At 46.1% G+C, this 17,034-nt stretch carries 14 protein-coding genes and 1 tRNA gene; 11 read left to right on the top strand and 4 right to left on the bottom strand.

The features are described 5' to 3' along the window. Positions 1 to 16: 16 nt before the first annotated feature. Entirely contained in the window at positions 17 to 754 is a 738-nt protein-coding gene (locus tag KVT36_RS19685; RefSeq protein WP_217605167.1) for a superoxide dismutase, read from the bottom strand. Positions 755 to 1,284: 530 nt separating this feature from the next. On the opposite strand from KVT36_RS19685, the gene KVT36_RS19680 reads away from it, so the two are divergent. The 8 genes from KVT36_RS19680 (at position 1,285) to KVT36_RS19645 (ending at position 10,506) form a co-directional block, all read left to right on the top strand. Next, on the top strand, positions 1,285 to 2,013 hold the full coding sequence (locus KVT36_RS19680) for a hypothetical protein (RefSeq protein ID WP_217605166.1): 729 nt from the start codon (positions 1,285 to 1,287) through the stop codon (positions 2,011 to 2,013). Positions 2,014 to 2,041: 28 nt separating this feature from the next. Continuing rightward, positions 2,042 to 3,151: a ThiF family adenylyltransferase gene (locus tag KVT36_RS19675; RefSeq protein WP_217605165.1), complete on the top strand. Its 1,110-nt coding sequence runs from the start codon at positions 2,042 to 2,044 to the stop codon at positions 3,149 to 3,151. 19 nt (positions 3,152 to 3,170) lie between these two features. Beyond that, positions 3,171 to 5,339 (top strand): 7TM diverse intracellular signaling domain-containing protein, encoded by a 2,169-nt coding sequence (locus KVT36_RS19670; RefSeq protein WP_217605164.1) that lies wholly within the window; start codon positions 3,171 to 3,173, stop codon positions 5,337 to 5,339. A gap of 11 nt (positions 5,340 to 5,350) precedes the next feature. Continuing rightward, positions 5,351 to 6,448, top strand: a complete 1,098-nt coding sequence (locus tag KVT36_RS19665) for a hybrid sensor histidine kinase/response regulator (protein ID WP_217605163.1) — start codon at positions 5,351 to 5,353, stop codon at positions 6,446 to 6,448. Next, positions 6,432 to 6,848, top strand: coding sequence for a two-component system response regulator (locus tag KVT36_RS19660; RefSeq protein WP_217605162.1), 417 nt, complete (start codon positions 6,432 to 6,434; stop codon positions 6,846 to 6,848). The genes KVT36_RS19665 and KVT36_RS19660 overlap by 17 nt, the downstream gene beginning before the upstream one ends. Before the next feature lie 69 nt (positions 6,849 to 6,917). After that, positions 6,918 to 6,993, top strand: a tRNA-Ala gene (locus KVT36_RS19655). Positions 6,994 to 7,329: 336 nt separating this feature from the next. Further along, the gene (locus tag KVT36_RS19650; RefSeq protein ID WP_217605161.1) at positions 7,330 to 8,715 is read left to right on the top strand and encodes a right-handed parallel beta-helix repeat-containing protein; all 1,386 of its coding nucleotides are present in this window, start codon (positions 7,330 to 7,332) and stop codon (positions 8,713 to 8,715) included. Positions 8,716 to 9,096: 381 nt separating this feature from the next. Beyond that, on the top strand, positions 9,097 to 10,506 hold the full coding sequence (locus KVT36_RS19645; RefSeq protein WP_217605160.1) for a right-handed parallel beta-helix repeat-containing protein: 1,410 nt from the start codon (positions 9,097 to 9,099) through the stop codon (positions 10,504 to 10,506). A 296-nt stretch (positions 10,507 to 10,802) separates the two neighbouring features. Here the strand turns inward: KVT36_RS19645 and KVT36_RS19640 are convergent, their stop codons facing one another. Together KVT36_RS19640 and KVT36_RS19635 are read right to left on the bottom strand one after the other, a co-directional pair. Next, positions 10,803 to 11,516, bottom strand: a complete 714-nt coding sequence (locus tag KVT36_RS19640) for an SIP domain-containing protein (protein ID WP_217605159.1) — start codon at positions 11,514 to 11,516, stop codon at positions 10,803 to 10,805. 85 nt (positions 11,517 to 11,601) lie between these two features. Next, on the bottom strand, positions 11,602 to 12,468 hold the full coding sequence (locus KVT36_RS19635; protein ID WP_217605158.1) for an AraC family transcriptional regulator: 867 nt from the start codon (positions 12,466 to 12,468) through the stop codon (positions 11,602 to 11,604). A 448-nt stretch (positions 12,469 to 12,916) separates the two neighbouring features. Here KVT36_RS19635 and KVT36_RS19630 point away from each other — a divergent pair, with 448 nt between their 5' ends. Beyond that, positions 12,917 to 13,987, top strand: a complete 1,071-nt coding sequence (locus KVT36_RS19630) for an acyltransferase (protein WP_217605157.1) — start codon at positions 12,917 to 12,919, stop codon at positions 13,985 to 13,987. A gap of 82 nt (positions 13,988 to 14,069) precedes the next feature. Here KVT36_RS19630 and KVT36_RS19625 read toward each other — a convergent pair whose 3' ends face one another. Continuing rightward, positions 14,070 to 15,275 carry a T9SS type A sorting domain-containing protein gene (locus KVT36_RS19625; RefSeq protein ID WP_217605156.1) on the bottom strand — a complete coding sequence of 402 codons (1,206 nt, stop codon included), beginning with the start codon at positions 15,273 to 15,275 and terminating at the stop codon, positions 14,070 to 14,072. A gap of 100 nt (positions 15,276 to 15,375) precedes the next feature. On the opposite strand from KVT36_RS19625, the gene KVT36_RS19620 reads away from it, so the two are divergent. Further along, entirely contained in the window at positions 15,376 to 15,543 is a 168-nt protein-coding gene (locus tag KVT36_RS19620; RefSeq protein ID WP_217605155.1) for a hypothetical protein, read from the top strand. Further along, a complete protein-coding gene (locus KVT36_RS19615; protein ID WP_217605154.1) occupies positions 15,540 to 17,027 on the top strand; it encodes a sensor histidine kinase in 1,488 nt (495 codons plus the stop codon). Before KVT36_RS19620 ends, KVT36_RS19615 begins: the two co-directional genes overlap by 4 nt. Positions 17,028 to 17,034: the final 7 nt, after the last annotated feature.

The raw sequence follows: 17,034 nt of genomic DNA, 5'->3' as shown, positions 1-17,034 counted from the left end.
TATAGGTAGCTGGTGACTATTTTTTCACCGCTGCATCATAGTTTTTGCTAACGGCATCCCAGTTAACAGCATTCCAGGATGCTTTCAGGTATTCCGGGCGGCGGTTCTGGTATTTCAGGTAAAAGGCGTGCTCCCATACGTCCAGGCCCAGCACCGGTGTTCCTCTTTCCTTTACGATCTGGTGCATCAAAGGATTATCCTGGTTAGGGGTGGATATCACGGAAAGTTTTTTCTCCGGCGTTACTATCAGCCATGCCCAGCCTGACCCAAACTGGGTTTTAGCAGCATCATTGAATTTGGTCTGGAAAGTTTCCCAGGAGCCAAACGCACTATTCACCGCTGTTTTCAGCTTATCTGATGGTGCGCTTTTTTGTCCGGACATCAGGGTCCAGAACAGGGAGTGATTGTAGTGGCCACCGCCGTTATTACGTATAGCCTTATCTTTTTCTGTAACCTTATTCAGGATCTGGTCCAGCGGAAGGCTGGCAAAGGTGGTACCATTCACTGCATCGTTCAGATTTTTCACATACGCGCCATGGTGTTTGTCGTGGTGAATTTCCATGGTCAGCTTATCAATGCTGGGTTCCAGTGCGCCAAACTCATAAGGCAAAGCGGGAAGTGTAAAAGGCGCTTTAGGGCTGGGATCCAAAGCCAGGGAGGAACGTGCGGGAGAGGCGGCCAACAGTCCGGAAGGGTTACTCAAAGCGGCTACTCCTGCCAGGCTGGCCAGTTTAATAAATTCTCTTTTATCCATATCAAATTGTATTGAGAGTGATGATATAATGACATTAAAATATCAAAGCTAGAGGGTAGTGAGCAATAAAGCTACAAATATTACACCATTTTATCAGTTGAGATTGTAAGATAACCTATTGAAAATACTCTCTTTTTCTACGCTCATCCATGTTCTGCTCAAAAAATCATTATGATTTATTCTGAAAATAATATTACTTTACCGGTATCTTCATGTGAAGTACAAGCAAGCGTATCTATTCTTAATCATAAATAAGTGAGACTATTTATCCCGGGCAGTGCCTGCTGTAAGAATAGTACAGCAATTTGTTACTCCTGCCCTAGTAGCCTAGCCACGAGCAATTGCCGACAAATGTGTATCCATAATTGCACCACCGGTTTAAGACACCATTTGCCGGCAGATCTCAGCTCTTAAAAAAGTTTTTTCTAAGGAGAGCGCTACACAATATGTAAAATTTTTTATCTGCCAAGTTTGCAGGCTGAAAAGGATTCATAAGGTTTAGCATTTAAAAATTTAAAGCATTCCTATACATGCTTAAGGTAAGAGTATTCAGGGCTATTGATTATCCCGAAGAATGTATGCAATACGTCAACGGGCATAGAAAAGTATTGGAAGCATATGGAGTAACGAAAGTTACCTCAGCCAGCGTAGACTGGATGTATGAGCCGTATGCCTACCTGATTACCGTTACTTCTGATGATGGGGATAAAGTGTATGGTGGCTGCCGTATACAGCTGGCAGGCGGCAGTGTGCCCCTTCCCATTGAAAGCGCCATTAATACCATGGATACCCGTATTTTTGACCTGGTAAAGCGATTGCAGCAACAGGGCGGTACCGGTGAGTTCTGCGGCCTTTGGAACTCCCGTGAGGTGGCCGGCTGGGGCGTAGGCAGTATAGTATTATTCCGTGTAGTGAACGCCGTATTAAGCCAGCTGCCTATTACCACTTTTATGAGCTTTTGCGCACAAACCACCTTTAAGAACAGCAGCAAAACCGGTTATAAGATCCTTACGGAGATCGGCAACCAGGGTACCTTCTACTATCCCAAAGAAGACCTGATCGCTACGGCCATGATCCTGGAAGATCCCCGGGAGCAACGCAGCGCCCATCCTGAAGAAAGAGAAAAAATCATGCACCTGCGCAACAATCCGGTACAAACGGTTGTTGAAAGAGGTCCGAAGGGCGAAATGCTGCTGGATTACGACCTGCGCATCCGCCAGGCACGCCAGTATGACAACAACCTGCTGCTGGTTAAATAACCACAACACTATAAAGTACTACAGACATATGAACCCGATTGAAGCAAGGCATTGGATATCTGCTGAGGATAAAGACCTGAAGACTGTCTTTTTTTTTCATTTAAGCATCCCGGAACAAAGAGCTGCTTTTGAGGAGCTGATCCAGCACACCCCTGCTATACAGGTATATGATACCATCTGGCAGCAGCTGCAGGAGCTGATGAAAACCCGCCACCCTGCAGAAAAATTAACCACAGACCTTTTACAGCAAAAAGCGGCTGCACATATAGGAAATGTACCGGCAGATGAATATGGCGTATGGGTATATTACCCCTGGAGCCAGCGCCTGGTGCACATCCTGGACGAAGCAGAATTTGTGGAAATGCGCACCAGCCGCAACCAGCACAAGATAACCGCTGCGGAAATAAAAACGCTGGCCACCAAAAAAATAGGCGTTATCGGGTTATCTGTAGGGCAGAGCGCCGCCCTTACCTTAGCCATAGAAAGGCTGTGCGGTGAGATCCGTATTGCGGACTTTGATACACTGGACCTGAGTAACCTGAACCGTATACGCGCCGGCATTCATAATATTGGCTTACCTAAAACCACCATTGTGGCCCGGGAAATAGCCGAAATAGACCCTTTTCTGAAAGTGACCTGTTTTGACAAAGGCATTACGGAAGATAACATACAGGATTTTTTACTGGAAGGCGGCCGGCTGGATGTGCTGGCAGAAGAATGCGACAGCATGGATATTAAAATACTTAGCCGCCAGCGTGCCCGTGCCATGGGCATTCCCGTGGTAATGGAAACCAGCGACCGGGGTATGATGGATGTTGAACGTTTTGACCAGGAGCCGCAACGCCCTATCTTACACGGGAAAGTGTCGGACGATCTTTCTTATACCACCATTCGCCAGCTCACCGGTGAACAACGGATGCAGGTAGCCCTCAATATCCTGGATTATGATAATATCTCTGAAAAATTGAGAAGCTCTATCCACGAAATTGGCAAAACCATTACTACCTGGCCGCAGCTGGCATCTGCCGTGGCATTGGGAGGCGCCATGATAGCGCATGTTTGCCGGGAAATTTGCCTGGAGCATAACATTCCGTCAGGCCGGTATTATGTAGATCCCGATCAGCTTTTTAAATTGTAAACCTTACCTTTCCGCCGCAATGAAGCGCTATATTCTTTTATATCTGCTAGTATCCCTCCTGCTAAGCGCCCACCTGGATGCCCTGGCAGATACCATTACGGTAACCAGCCGTAAACCGCTGCACCTGGCGGTATATGGGCAAATGGAATATTTACTGGACCCTACGGACACGTTGCAGCTGGCTCATGTAATGAGTCAGGGCCAGTTTAAGCCGGTTGATAAGCAGATCCCTACCTTTCCCATTACCAAGGATGTGGTATGGCTGCGCTTTACCGTCACCAACCAAACGCAGGAAGGACACCTGAAAACAGATATTACCTATCCTATACTGGATGAAATAGATTTCTATTATCCTACGGAGAATGGTAACTATAATGTAGTGGAAAGTGGCGACCTGCGGCCTTTTAAGAAGCGCCCTTTTAATCACCAGAACTTTGTGTTTGACCTGAATGTGCCGGCCGGCGCTACCCGCACTTTTTTCCTTCGTATTCAAACCAAAGAGCCCATCCTGGTGCCTGCCTATATTGGTACGGAAAAAGAAATATTGAATGAGCTGAATAAAGACGACCTGTTCCTGGCCCTGTACATAGGCGTGATACTGGTGATGTTCTTTTACAACATCTTCATTTTCTTTACCACGCGTGACTGGAGCTATTTTTATTACATCTTTTATATTGCTACGGTAGGTTTTACACAAATTTGCCTGCAGGGTTTTGGCTACCGCTACTGGTGGCATGATAACCCCTGGTTTACGGAACAAAGCGTGCAATGGGGCGGGGTATTATCCGGCTTAGGCGTGCTGCTGTTTGTAAAGAATTTTTTGCATGTACGCAGCAAAGCGCCCTGGGCCGATAAAGTATTCTGGTTCTTTATTCTGGCATATTCCGCTACCTTCTTCCTTACGCTCTCCGGCCAGCTGTCCATGGCTTACGGGATCATAGACCTGCTGGCCATTTCAGTGGTGGTGTTTATACTCATCTTCGGGCTTATACGCGCTATTAAATTCAAGGAGCGGCTGGCCCGCATCTTTTTATTTGCCTGGATCGTGTTTATTGTTTCTATCATGATCTTTGTGCTGAAAGATGTAGGCCTTGTGCCATACAATATTTTTACCAGCCACATATTACTCATAGGTTCTGCGGTGGAAGTAGTGCTGCTGTCATTTGCGCTGGCAGATAAGATAAACACCTATAAAAAAGAAAAAGAAGAGTCACAGGCGGAGGCGTTGCAGGCATCCCGCAAAAATGAAAAGCTGGTACTTGAGCAGAATGTGCTGCTGGAAGAGAAGGTGGCTGAACGGACCCAACAATTGGTGGACACCAATAATGACCTGAGCACCACACTGATAACCTTGAAGGATACACAGGCCCAGCTGGTGGAAAAAGAGAAAATGGCCTCCCTGGGTCAGCTTACCGCCGGTATTGCGCATGAGATCAATAACCCGATCAATTTTGTAACCTCCAACATTAAACCACTGAAGCTGGATATTGAGGATATTAAGACCCTGCTCTCCAAGTATGAGCAGCTGGAAAAACAGCCTGAGCTGCAGCCTGCCTTTAAGGAAATAACCGCTTTCAAAAAAGAAATTGACATCAGCTATATACATGAAGAAATTACCTCCCTGCTGAAAGGCATAGAGGACGGGGCTTTCCGTACTGCGGAAATTGTAAAGGGGCTGCGCACCTTTAGCCGCCTGGATGAAAGTGACGTAAAGTTTGTAGACCTGCATGAAGGTTTGGATTCTACCCTGGTGCTGCTGCGCAATGCCATTCCGCAGAATGTAAAAGTGGTCCGCAATTATGGCGAGCTGCCAAAAGTGGAGTGTTATGCCGGTAAGGTGAACCAGGTATTCATGAACATTATTACCAATGCACTGAATGCTATCAAAGATAACGGTAAGAACGGCCATGAGGAAGAATGCCTGGTTATTACTACCAGCCAGGAAAAGGAAATGGCCCGCATCAGTATTAAGGACAGCGGCACCGGTATGACGCCGGAGGTAAAAGAAAAGATCTTTGAACCGTTCTTTACCACAAAAGATGTGGGGGAAGGTACTGGTTTGGGGCTCTCGATCGTTTTTAATATTATTGAAAAGCATAAAGGCCATGTGACCGTAAATACAGCACCCAATGAAGGCGCTGAATTTATTATATATTTACCTTTGAAAATTACTCATCTGCCGAATTAACTGAACCCTGAATGAAAGAAAACCGTATCAGGATATTGTACATCGACGATGAAATTCATAACCTCAACGCTTTCAGAGCTACTTTCAGGAGGAGTTATGAAATTTACACAGCCAGTTCAGCGCTGGACGCCAAGCTGCTGTTAAAAAGTATAGATGTACATATCATCATTGCTGACCAGAAAATGCCTGTGACCACCGGTGTTGATTTCTTTTACGAGATCAGAGAACAGCTGCCGGACCCTATCCGCATCCTGTTAACCGGGTATACCGATGTGGAGGATATTATAGAAGCCATTAACAAGGGCCACATTTTTTCCTACGTTAAAAAACCCTGGGATGAGCATGAGCTGGCTAATACTATCAGCAATGCCTATGAAATGTACCAGGCCCGTAAACAGCTGAAGGAAAAGATCACGGAGCTGGAAAAAACCAATGATGAGCTGAACCGGTTCATTTATTCCACCTCCCACGACCTGCGCTCCCCGCTTATGTCAGTACTGGGGATCATTAACCTGACCCGGCTGGATAACTCGGTTACCGACCCTAACGGGTATGTAGATATGATAGAGTCCTGCATTCTGAAGCTGGACGGCTTTATCCAGAAGATCATTGAATATTACCGCAACTCCCGGCTGGATGTGGAGCATGAAAAAATTTACTTTGACAGCCTGCTGCATGAATGTATTGCTGCGTTTAAACCGCAGAACACTGCGATAGAATTTCAGCTGAACATCGATCAGCCCGTAGACTTTAAGGGAGATACCTTCCGTATCAGTGTTATTTTAAACAACCTGATATCAAATGCTGTTAAGTATCAGAAACCGGATGAATCAAATCCGAAAGTGAATTTATCGGTAAAGGTAGAGCCGCATAAAGCTACCATCTGGATTGAGGACAACGGTATTGGTATACTAAGTGAGCACCTGAGCAATATTTTTAAAATGTTCTTCCGTTCCAAGAACAATAACAAACCTGGCAGCGGCATAGGTTTATATATTGTGAAGGAAGCATTGAGCAAGATCGGGGGAACCATTAACGTAGAGTCCAAATACGGAGAAGGTACGCAGTTTGAAATATCTATTCCCAACAGAAATGATTTCGATTCCTGATTTACGCATCATATTAGTGGATGATAATGAAATAGATCTTCTGCTGCATGAAAGATTGATCACGCTGCAACAGATCAGCAGGACCATCATTTCCTTTAACAATGCCAACAAGGCCCTCGAATTTCTTTCTTCCAACATTACCCTGCACCGTATACCGCCCACGATTATACTGCTGGATATACAGATGCCGGAAATGGATGGGTTTGAATTCCTGGAGGCCTTTGATAGTTACCCCCTCAAGATAAAATCACAGTGCCATATTATAATGGTCTCTTCCTCCCTGGATCATGGGGATATAAACCGTACCAATGCTAACCCATTGGTAGTGAAATTGTTGAGGAAACCCTTACTGGCAAAGGACTTGCGGGAAACAGTGCTGGAAATTTTTAAAGATTTTTAAAGAAGTGTTTGGTTTTTGGGGAAAAAGTCTAAATTTGCACTCCCGCTAAAGCAATTAGCGTTAGCATACGGGGGATTAGCTCATCTGGTAGAGCGCAAGCATGGCATGTTTGAGGTGATCGGTTCGAGTCCGATATCCTCCACCAAAAAGATTAAAAGCCGTTACAATTGTAGCGGCTTTTCTATTTCGTATAGGGCTGCCTGTGGCCTACTGTGCAGTAAAATCCGCAAATGATACTCCAAGCTCCCTGCATGTACCCTAAATTCATTGAACTTATTCCCTTGATTGTGCGTTACATATAACCGGGAATGCCCACCCCTGGCAGGAGTATAAAAAAGCATAACAAAAACATATAATATAATTTGCGCATTCCGGCGTATTTTTACCATGATCCTAAAAAGGGCATTATTTGTGCTAATCCCATGTTACACCTATAGCTATGTCATTATTAACAAAGCAACATCACATTAAGCTACTGAATATGCTATTTATTGCAGCCATTGCCCTTTTATTTACAAACTGTAATAACGGCCAGGCCCCCCAAAGCACACCCCATCCGCAAGTGGCTCCGGCTCCGGCTCCGGCCCCGCAGGGTAAAACGTATACCCTTACGCCGGACGGGAACGGGCGGTTAAATGTGAACGATATCAACAGATACTATAAACCAGGGGATGTGCTCATTTTAAAGGGCAACTTTTCCGCCATTTATTTTACCAACCTGAATGGTTCTGCTTCTGCTCCCATTACCATCAAAAACCCGCCCGGCGCCGTTACCACCATTGGTAACCCTAACTGGAACGGGGGGTCCTGGGCAGAGGCGTTCAGCTTTACCAACTGCCATTACCTGAAAATTGGCAGCGATAACAATAAGGCTAACTTTCTTATCAAAGGCTCTACACAGGCAGGCAGGCCTGCTTATTTTGACCTGATATTACGGGGGCATACGGACAATATTGAGATCCGCAACCTGACCATTACGAACGGCGGTACCGGCATTTGGGCCAAAACAGACCCGGTAAGGGCAGACCGCAGTACCTGGTACCCCAATTCGCAAATGGAGAACCTTTCTATACACCACATAGAGATCAGCGGTACGCACAATGAGGCAATGTATATTGGCCATACCGCCACCTACTGGGACTTAACCGCCGGCCTTTCCTTTTATGATCCGCCTTCCAAGTTTAAACCGGGGCATGATTATGTACAGCCTATTAAATGGCACAACGTAAAAATTTATAACAATTACGTGCATGATATTGGGGCAGATGGGATCCAGACCTCTGCCATTGACCAGCTGGAAATATATAATAACGAAGTAACCAACTGGGCTTTGCAGCATAACTCCGCCCACAACGGCGGCATTTTACTGGGCGGCCGCACTACCAATACCAATACCCATGATAATTATGTGCATAATGGCTGGGGTGAGCTGCTGCAGTTTTACGGCTCCGGTGAGAACGGCGCCAAACATGTGATACGCAATAACCTTTTCCGCGATAATATGGAAGGGAATGACGGGGTAAGCATACGTGGCACTGACAATGCTATTGTAACCATCTCCAACAATACCATTGCCAGAACCGGCGGCAACAGCATACGCCTGAGCGGCTACCGGGGCATGAAGGGTACGCAAATTGCCAACAACAATGCTCTTATACAACCCCGCACCGGCGGTACACCCCTATACCCCAACGCTTATATATATACGGAAGGCGGCGCCGCCGTTGAAGAAGGTACAGGCAGTAATGCGAATGCAAAATTTGCAACGGTAGCAGCAGCGGATGTAGATAAAGAAAATTTTTACCTGCCTAACAGCAGCTCCCCGGTAGCAGATTGCGGTTACCGGAAAAAAGGGAAAGCGGAATAAACGCAGCTGCTATTTTCCTGTCACAAAAAATTTTTCAAAAAATTTTTCATATGATAATTTTTATAAATTATTATAAAAATATATCTACTACTTTCTAGCATTCCTTTTTTTATAAACTCATTTACTACCCTCATTGGATAAGCACTACCAGCCTGTTTTAGCACGGTGACGCCTATGTGAAAAATAAGAGGATATAATAATGTGATTTTTCTTCCGTTTTTTTGCTGTCGTTAAAATTTATTGGGGGCACTTTTACACTTATTCTAACTGCATTTCCAATTTTAAAACCATATCATATCATGTGTACATGATCAGGCATTGTCATGCATGTACTAACCGAATACGCTTTTGATCTTATAAAACCATAACAAAAGAAAAACCATGAACGTATCGAAACACCAACAAGCATTAAAGCTTATTGCAACTATTGCTGCCGCCGCATCCCTGGCTATTACCGGTTGTAAAAAAGACGAGGTCGAGAAAATGAATCCTACGGAGGCCACTGCTGCCACCGAGGCCACCACCCGCCAATTTACTCTGACGGCCGACGCCTACGGACATTTAACCATCAACAACAGCAACAATTATTACAAGCCGGGCGATGTAATTAATCTGAAAGGGACTTTCAAAGCAGTGTATGTAATGAACCTGACTGGTTCTGCTACTGCGCCTATTACCATCAAGAACCCTACCGGTGCTGTTACCACTATTGGTAACCCTAACTGGGCTGGCGGTTCTTATGCAGAGGCTATCCAGTTCTCTAACTGCCATTACATTAAATTCGGCGGTGAAACTGCTAAAACGCAGTTCCTGATCAAAGGCTCCGCACAAGGCGCTGCACGGCAGGCTTACTTTGACATAACCCTCAGAGCGCATACCGACAACTTTGAGATCCGCAACCTCACCATTACCAATGGTGGCACCGGCATCTGGGCTAAAACAGATCCGGTGAAGAATGATGCCAGCACCTGGTATCCGAATTCACAGATGAAAAACCTGTCTATCCACAACACAGAGATCAGCGGCACTTTCAATGAGGCTATGTACATTGGCCATACCGCTACCTACTGGGATCTGACATCCGGTTTATCTTACTACGATTCTCCCTCCAGCTTTGTGAGCGGCCATCAATATGTGCAGCCCATTAAGTGGTACAATGTGAAAATATACAACAACTACGTGCATGACGGTGGTGCTGATGGCATCCAGACCTCTGCCATTGACCATCTGGAAGTGTATGGCAATGAAGTAAAGAACTGGGCCTTACAGCATAATCCTTCTCATGAAGGCGGTATCTTAATTGGCGGCCGTACCACCAATACCAATACCCACGATAACTATGTGCATGATGGCTGGGGTGAGCTGCTGCAGTTCTACGGTTCCGGTGAGAACGGCGCTACGCATGTTATTCACAACAACCTGTTCCGCGATAACCAGGCCGGCCATGACGGGGTAAGCCTGCGCGGTATCCAGAACGCGGTGATCACCATTTCTAACAACACTATTGCCAGAACCGGCGGTAACAGCATACGTATTAATGGTTATAACAACCAGATGACCAAACCGCAGATCATTAATGCTAATGCCCTGATACAGCCCAGAATGGCCGGCGGCGGTATTTATGCCAATGCTTATATTTATACAGAAGGCGGTGGTACCTATAAAGAAGGTACCGGTACCCTGGCTAACAAGAAAATTGCTTCGGTTACCGCTGCGCTGGTAGATATTACAAATTACTACCTGCCTAAAACCGGTTCCCTGCTGGGTACTGCAGGTTACAGAAAGTTATAACCGATGGTCCATTGTCCATGGTCCATAACATACAACGGTGTGGTCAGTACTGCATATGTAGAATGGCTATTTATCTGAGTGTCTTAAGAAGGGCTTTGCTACACACCATACATTAGTTCGTGGCTCATAGTTCATGATCTGCAGCATGTAAGCGTAATATTGAATACGCATCTATGCCAGAGATCATGAGCGGTGGGCCATGAACTTTTTAAATTATACCGTATAGGATATTGCATTATCTCACTCATGAACACTGCCATGGACCATTGACTATAGACTATGGACTATCCCCCCATTCACTTCCAGAATCCCTGCGCTTTTATTTGTGCGCTGCTGATACCTGAGCTCTTCAGCCCCTGCCGAACCTGCACTACAGCAGGGATATAACCTGCTGTATAAAAAACAGTGTCAGGAGTAAAACGTTGTGCAGCGGCCCATTGCAGCAGCCCGTCTGCATGGTTACGGCCAGTTTTATCAACCGGTTCCAGGGCTTTAAAATCAGAGCAGCAGGCGCGAAAATTTTCGCGGTGTTGTTCATCCGCCAACGCTATAGCGCCACGGATGGATAAGGGGTTTTGTGCAATCTGCTGCACCGCATAAAAATGCCCCAGGGCGCTTTCATCTCCAAGGAATACTACATGTGCATTGGCAGTGGGTTTAGGCGGCGTAGGGCCTATACCTACATAGCTTATGATATCACCTGGCTGCAAAGCCTGCGCCCAGCGCGCACCGGCGCCATTATGGCTGGCATTGATAATAAGGGTGCAGGTAGCAGTACCGGCATCCCAGCCTAAAGGGGTATAATCCCGGTACACCCCTTCCGCCACTGCAAGCTTAATATGTTGTGGGGTGGTCCACTTATGCATATCCACACCCGGCAGGTGCAGGTCAACTTCTATTACGGTAGCCGGTTCCCAGGCCCGTACTGCCAGCACAGTTCCTGTTTTAGAAAGTGTTTGCGCTATCAGGGAAATAGCTTTCCGCTTGATCAATTGTATGGTGCTTTCCATAAGTCACTGATGGTTTGTTCAAATGATATGCAAAGCAACGAATCATATAACGGACAGGAAGAGACGATACATGGCAAAGATTGGACTATTCGCGGTGGTTTTTGCGGTACTCGCCCGGGGTAAGGTCTACTACCTTTTTGAATAAACGGGAAAAGTAGGTGGGATCGTCGTACCCCAGCTGGTAGGCTACCTCCTTAATGCTTAACTGGCTGTAATACAGCAGGCGCCGGGCTTCCATCATGGTTTCCTGCTGGATCCAGTAGCTAACAGGGAAGCCTGTATGGATCTTTACGGTCTCATTCAGGTAAGAGAGGGACAGGTTTAGTTTAGCGGCATAATCTGCCGGTCTTTTCATGGTTTTATAATGGGCGGCCAGCAGCTGCCGGAAAGTGCTGGTTATGGCGGCGCCACGCTGGACCTGTTTATCACTTCCCATATATTCCTTAAATACCCCAGCCACCATCCCGGTAAAGGCAGTTACCAGGGAATGGATCACCGGCTTGTAAAACGGAAAGGTATCCGCTGCTTCAAATTGGCGGGATAACACATTGCACATACCATCCAGCGATGCAAACTGGCCGGGGGTAAGCGGCACGGGGCCTATATGTGCAACCTCATTCAACAGGGGCTGGAAAGGCTCTCCTACCAGCAGGCTGTCGGCGGCCATAAACCAAACCGCGGCATCGTCTGTTGAAGTCAGGTATTGGTGTACCTGCCCGGGTAAAATAGACAGCAGCGCCGGCGCAACTGCCTGGTGTAACTGGGTATCGATCCTCGTACAGCAGGTGCCTTTAATGAACAGGATAAAAACATAGTGATCATCCCGGTGGGCGCCATAAGCCCGGGCATCCGCATAGGGTTTTGTTGAATCTATTGCCTGTATTTTCAGGCCAACCGGGTTTTCCTTATCCAGGCGGTGAATAGGTATTTCTATTTTGCGACGTACAGGCATATTGCAAAACAAGGGCTTTTTAGGGGAATTCTGATAGCGGAACGGGAAAATTTGGCGGGCAGGGGAAGCTATGGCATTATTTGAATAAGTAAGATTGGCATGAATATGGCAGAGCCGCTATAAGCATTACAAGTAGTATATGCCGCGCAGGTTGGTTTATTACTAGGATTTAACTAAACTTACAACGCCAACATCCTGTTTACTCTTACCATTTGATACCGGGGTACTTTTATATTCAACTATATAACCCGGCTTAAGCATACTACCATTTCTTTATTGCAGGTTACAACCTGCCAAAAACATGTGAATTAAATGAAAAACCTGAACACCTCTTTCCTTAATGGATTGCGCTTTATTTTAGCGCTCTGGGTGGCCTTAGGACACTTCTATAAATATATAGATAGGTGGTACCTCCTTCATTAAGATCCCTGTTATTGGTAACATCCTTATGACCAACGGTCCTGCCGTAGATGGTTTTATGGTAATTACCGGTTTCTTAATGATGTATCACTATGTTAAAAGAGAGCAGGAGGAGCTCCCTGCAGAGAAAACCACCGTGTGGAAGTTCTGGGTTCGCCGGATTTTCCGCTTATACCCATTATACCTTGCAGCCCTGATTGTTGCCTACAATGCCTTCCACTATAACTTTGAAAGCGTATATTATAACTATCACTACTTCACCGGCAAAGAAGCCCATTTTTCCACTACCTATAACCCTGGGGCCTATCCCAGGTTTACGGATCTGTTAATGCATTTAACTTTGCTGCATGGCTTGCTGCCGGTAATAAACACCAGCATACTGGGCCCGGCCTGGAGCCTTTCACTGGAAATGCAATTCTATATATTGTTCCCTTTCCTGTATCTTTTTTTCTTTAGAAGCGAGCGCATTGTTAAGAACAGGATGGTGCAGTTCATCGTATTAACACTTCTGGGAGCATTGGCCGCACAAAAGCTGTTTGGTACCTGGTCAGCAACAGGTAAGCTAATTGACTTTCAGGCTCCCTCTCTGTTACCTTACTCAATGCATTACTTTTTACTGGGCATATTACTGGCTGCCTATAATTTTAAAAAGGTAACCCGGTTCCATCTGGCTGCCTGGGCGCTGCTGGTACTGCCCTTCATAGGCCCCCTTACCGCAGTGACTATACTTAGTATTGTTATTTTGATGTTCTCTGAACAAATAAAAACACATGTACATCCTTCCGTTAGTTTTGTATTAGAAGCTATAAAGCGGCCCTTATGCGGTAAGGTAGCGGCTTTTGGGGCAGATGTATCATACTCCCTGTACCTGATACACATGATATTAATGCCGGGTATTATCCGCATGGTTATTACCTATTCACCATTGGGTAAAATAGCCAATGCGCTGCTGGCAGTTAGTGTTTTCCTGGTGGCCAATCTCATTATATCTTACCTGCTTTTCCTGTTCATAGAAAAGCCCTTTATTACCCTGGGCAAACGCTTTGTGAGCAAGCTTTTTGTGAAGAATGATGTAGTGGTTCCCAAGGCCGCAGCATAGTTAATAATTGAGCTCTTCATAATAAAAAGTCCTGCACGTGTGTGCAGGACTTTTCTATTTATAATATTTCCAGGTAGCTTAATTACAGCACAAATATCTTCCGGGCCGTTTTAGTAACATTGCTGCTGTTCAGCACCTGTACTACATACAAACCACCGGAAATACCGCCACCGTAGTTAATGGCGATCGTTTGGCGTTTGGAGCCTAATTTCACAGGCTTGCTGGCTACTACTTTTCCATCCATATCCACCAGCTGAATAATATAATCACCTTTATCCAGCGTGTTAAAAGCTACATTAAAGGTATTACCCTGCACCGGTACGGGGTTAGGCCAAATGGAAATATCATCACCGTTGATATCCATTTTATCCGGCGAAACGGAAACAATATCCCTGGCCTTATCCTGGAACAGCAGGTTAGCGCTGGCCAGGTCAGATGCGTTGTACACATCATTATGCTGGTTAGGTAAGGCGGTTGCCGTCATGGAAGCAATGTCGAACTGGTAATAACCTTTGCTGGCTGTAGAGCAGCCCAGCATGATCTGTCCGTCATCATTCACCGCGGCGCCATTGGTATAAAAACCAGCGGCCAGGCCCTGGATAGTACCGGTGTAGGTAGCTTCCATTTTACTTACATCAATCTTAAACACCTTGTTGTAAATGTTAATGAGGTACAGGAAGCCGTATTTATCCGCTACCAGATCCCCGCCCCAGCCGGTGCAGAATGCGTGAATGGAGTTAGTGCCATTTGCAGCAGCATCTTTCAGGCTGCCCATATCACGGAAACGTACCTGCTGGCCGGTAGTGGCAAATACAAACAGGTGGTCAGCATCATTGGTAAGCGCATAACCATTACCATCCGCACCTATCACCATGCGGGTAATATTGTTCTCTTCCGGGTGGCTTACAAAGGGATCATTAAAGTGCAGGTCTGCCACTTTAATGGGCGTGCTGCCGGCAGTGTTCAGGTTCACCGCATACAGCTCGTTGGTTTGCATAGTCGCAAAGAACAGGCGGTGCGTGGCTTTATCAAATGCGCAGGCGGCAACGCGGCCCGCATTGGCATTCACTTTAGCCTGCAGGGCAGCTGCCGGTGCAGCAGGCGCTTTGCCCAGCTGGTTAATGGCGGAGCCGCTGTTAATGTCTATCACGCGCATTACATTCCAGTTCAGCCCACCTAGGGAGTCAGCGGTAATAGCATATGCAGCGCTTTTTTGCTGCGCCTGCGCAGTAAAACACGTTAATAGACAACTAAAAAGAAAAAGTTTTAGTAGAGTTATGGGTTTCATATAGGTCTGGTTTTGGGTATAAAAAAGTTACGACAAATTTCGCTGTTTTTCGTATTCATTTATTTAAAATATCTCCCGGGATCAACTTTCTTTTTACCGTATGGCTAACCGCTTGTTAACCATACCGGAAAAGCCGCAGCACTACCGTAAAAGCTGCAGCGCTGCCCTGCGCCTTTCCTGTTTTCATCCCATTTTCCCGGCTTTTCATCCCATTTCAGGAAAGCACTTTGCAGAGATGACTATCATTGCTGAAAGTTTCTACCCATGATCTCTTTTAAAAAGTTAGAGTTCGGCGCAGTAACCGCTATTTTCCTGCTGCTGATATTCCCGCTGTTATTCCGGAGCGTTACGGATAACGTATTTGAAATGCAGCATTCCTATGGTTATAAATTTCACCAATATCACCAGGTATTTGACTATTACATTCATTACCTGCTGCCTTCCCTGGCGCATATTACGCTTGTATATGCAGCCTTTCTTTTCACCAATATGGTAATAGTGCCCATATTCCTGGAACGGCAGCGCTGGTTACCGGGCTTGCTGCTGTTAGCCGCCACTGTGCTGGTGCTGTTCACAGGTATTATGGTAGCCTATTCTTACTACTATGGTTACCTGCTGGGTGTATATAGTTCTATAAAGGGGGCACATATGTACTTTGCCAAATCGGCTTTTAGCACTACTATGTTCTATACCATCATATACGTAGTGTATTATGCCGGCAAACACCTGTATTTTCAATATGTACGCGGGCGCAAACTCCTTATGAACGAGCCTTTTATGGCAGTAGCTGCATGGATAGCCCTGCTGGTATTTGCCATTGGGATACACTCCCGGATCTTATTTATACTGGTAGCCTGCGGCGGGCCGTATTATGCAGCGGTAGGTTATGTCTGGTACACGAAAATATTTCCGCGGTATGAAAAAATACACCTGCGTAAATGGATCCTGGCCCGCGATGTTTTCCTGACCTCCTTTATAGCCGGTTTTTCTATACTCCTGCTTGCATTGGCCATACGCCAGGAACGCCCCGCAGAAACCTTTGCACTGATGTTAGGCTTATTTGCAGTACAATTACTGGTGCTGCTACCCATTACCTGGTGGCTGTACGTAGCCCGTGAAAACCGTGTAGCTACTATGTTAAACCTGCAGAAAGCGCTGGGCCGTTCCGCAGCTGACCTGGATTTCCTGCGCTCGCAGATTAACCCGCACTTCCTGTTCAATGCCCTGAACACCTTATACGGTACGGCTTTACAGGAAAATGCATTGAACACCAGCGAAGGCATTCAGAAGCTGGGGGATATGATGCGTTTTATGCTGGATGAGAACCACCTGGAAAAAATAGCCCTGCGTAAAGAAGTAGCTTACCTGCACAATTACATTGCCCTGCAGCGCCTGCGCACACAGGCATCGCCGGATATACAGATTGATGTGAACATTAATGAGGATCATTGCGAGCATGCCATAGCGCCCATGCTGCTGATCCCTTTTGTGGAGTACGCTTTTAAACACGGCATTAGCTTGCGTAACCGCTCCAAGATCGCCATTTCCCTTTCCTGCGATAAAGAGCGGATCTACTTTGATGTGTACAACACCACGCATGCCCGCCCGGATAATGATATAGAAAGAGGTCCCGGCATTGGCCTCAATAATGTACGTGACCGCCTGAGCTTACTGTACCCGCAACGGCATGAGCTGAACATACGACAAACAGCTACCGAATATTTTGTGCACCTGACCATTCATGTATCCTGATACACTT

This window comes from Chitinophaga sp. GbtcB8 (assembly GCF_019091455.1).
Classification (GTDB): domain Bacteria; phylum Bacteroidota; class Bacteroidia; order Chitinophagales; family Chitinophagaceae; genus Chitinophaga.
Note: the sequence above shows the minus strand (reverse complement) of the source record. Positions and strands in the feature narration are given on the sequence as shown.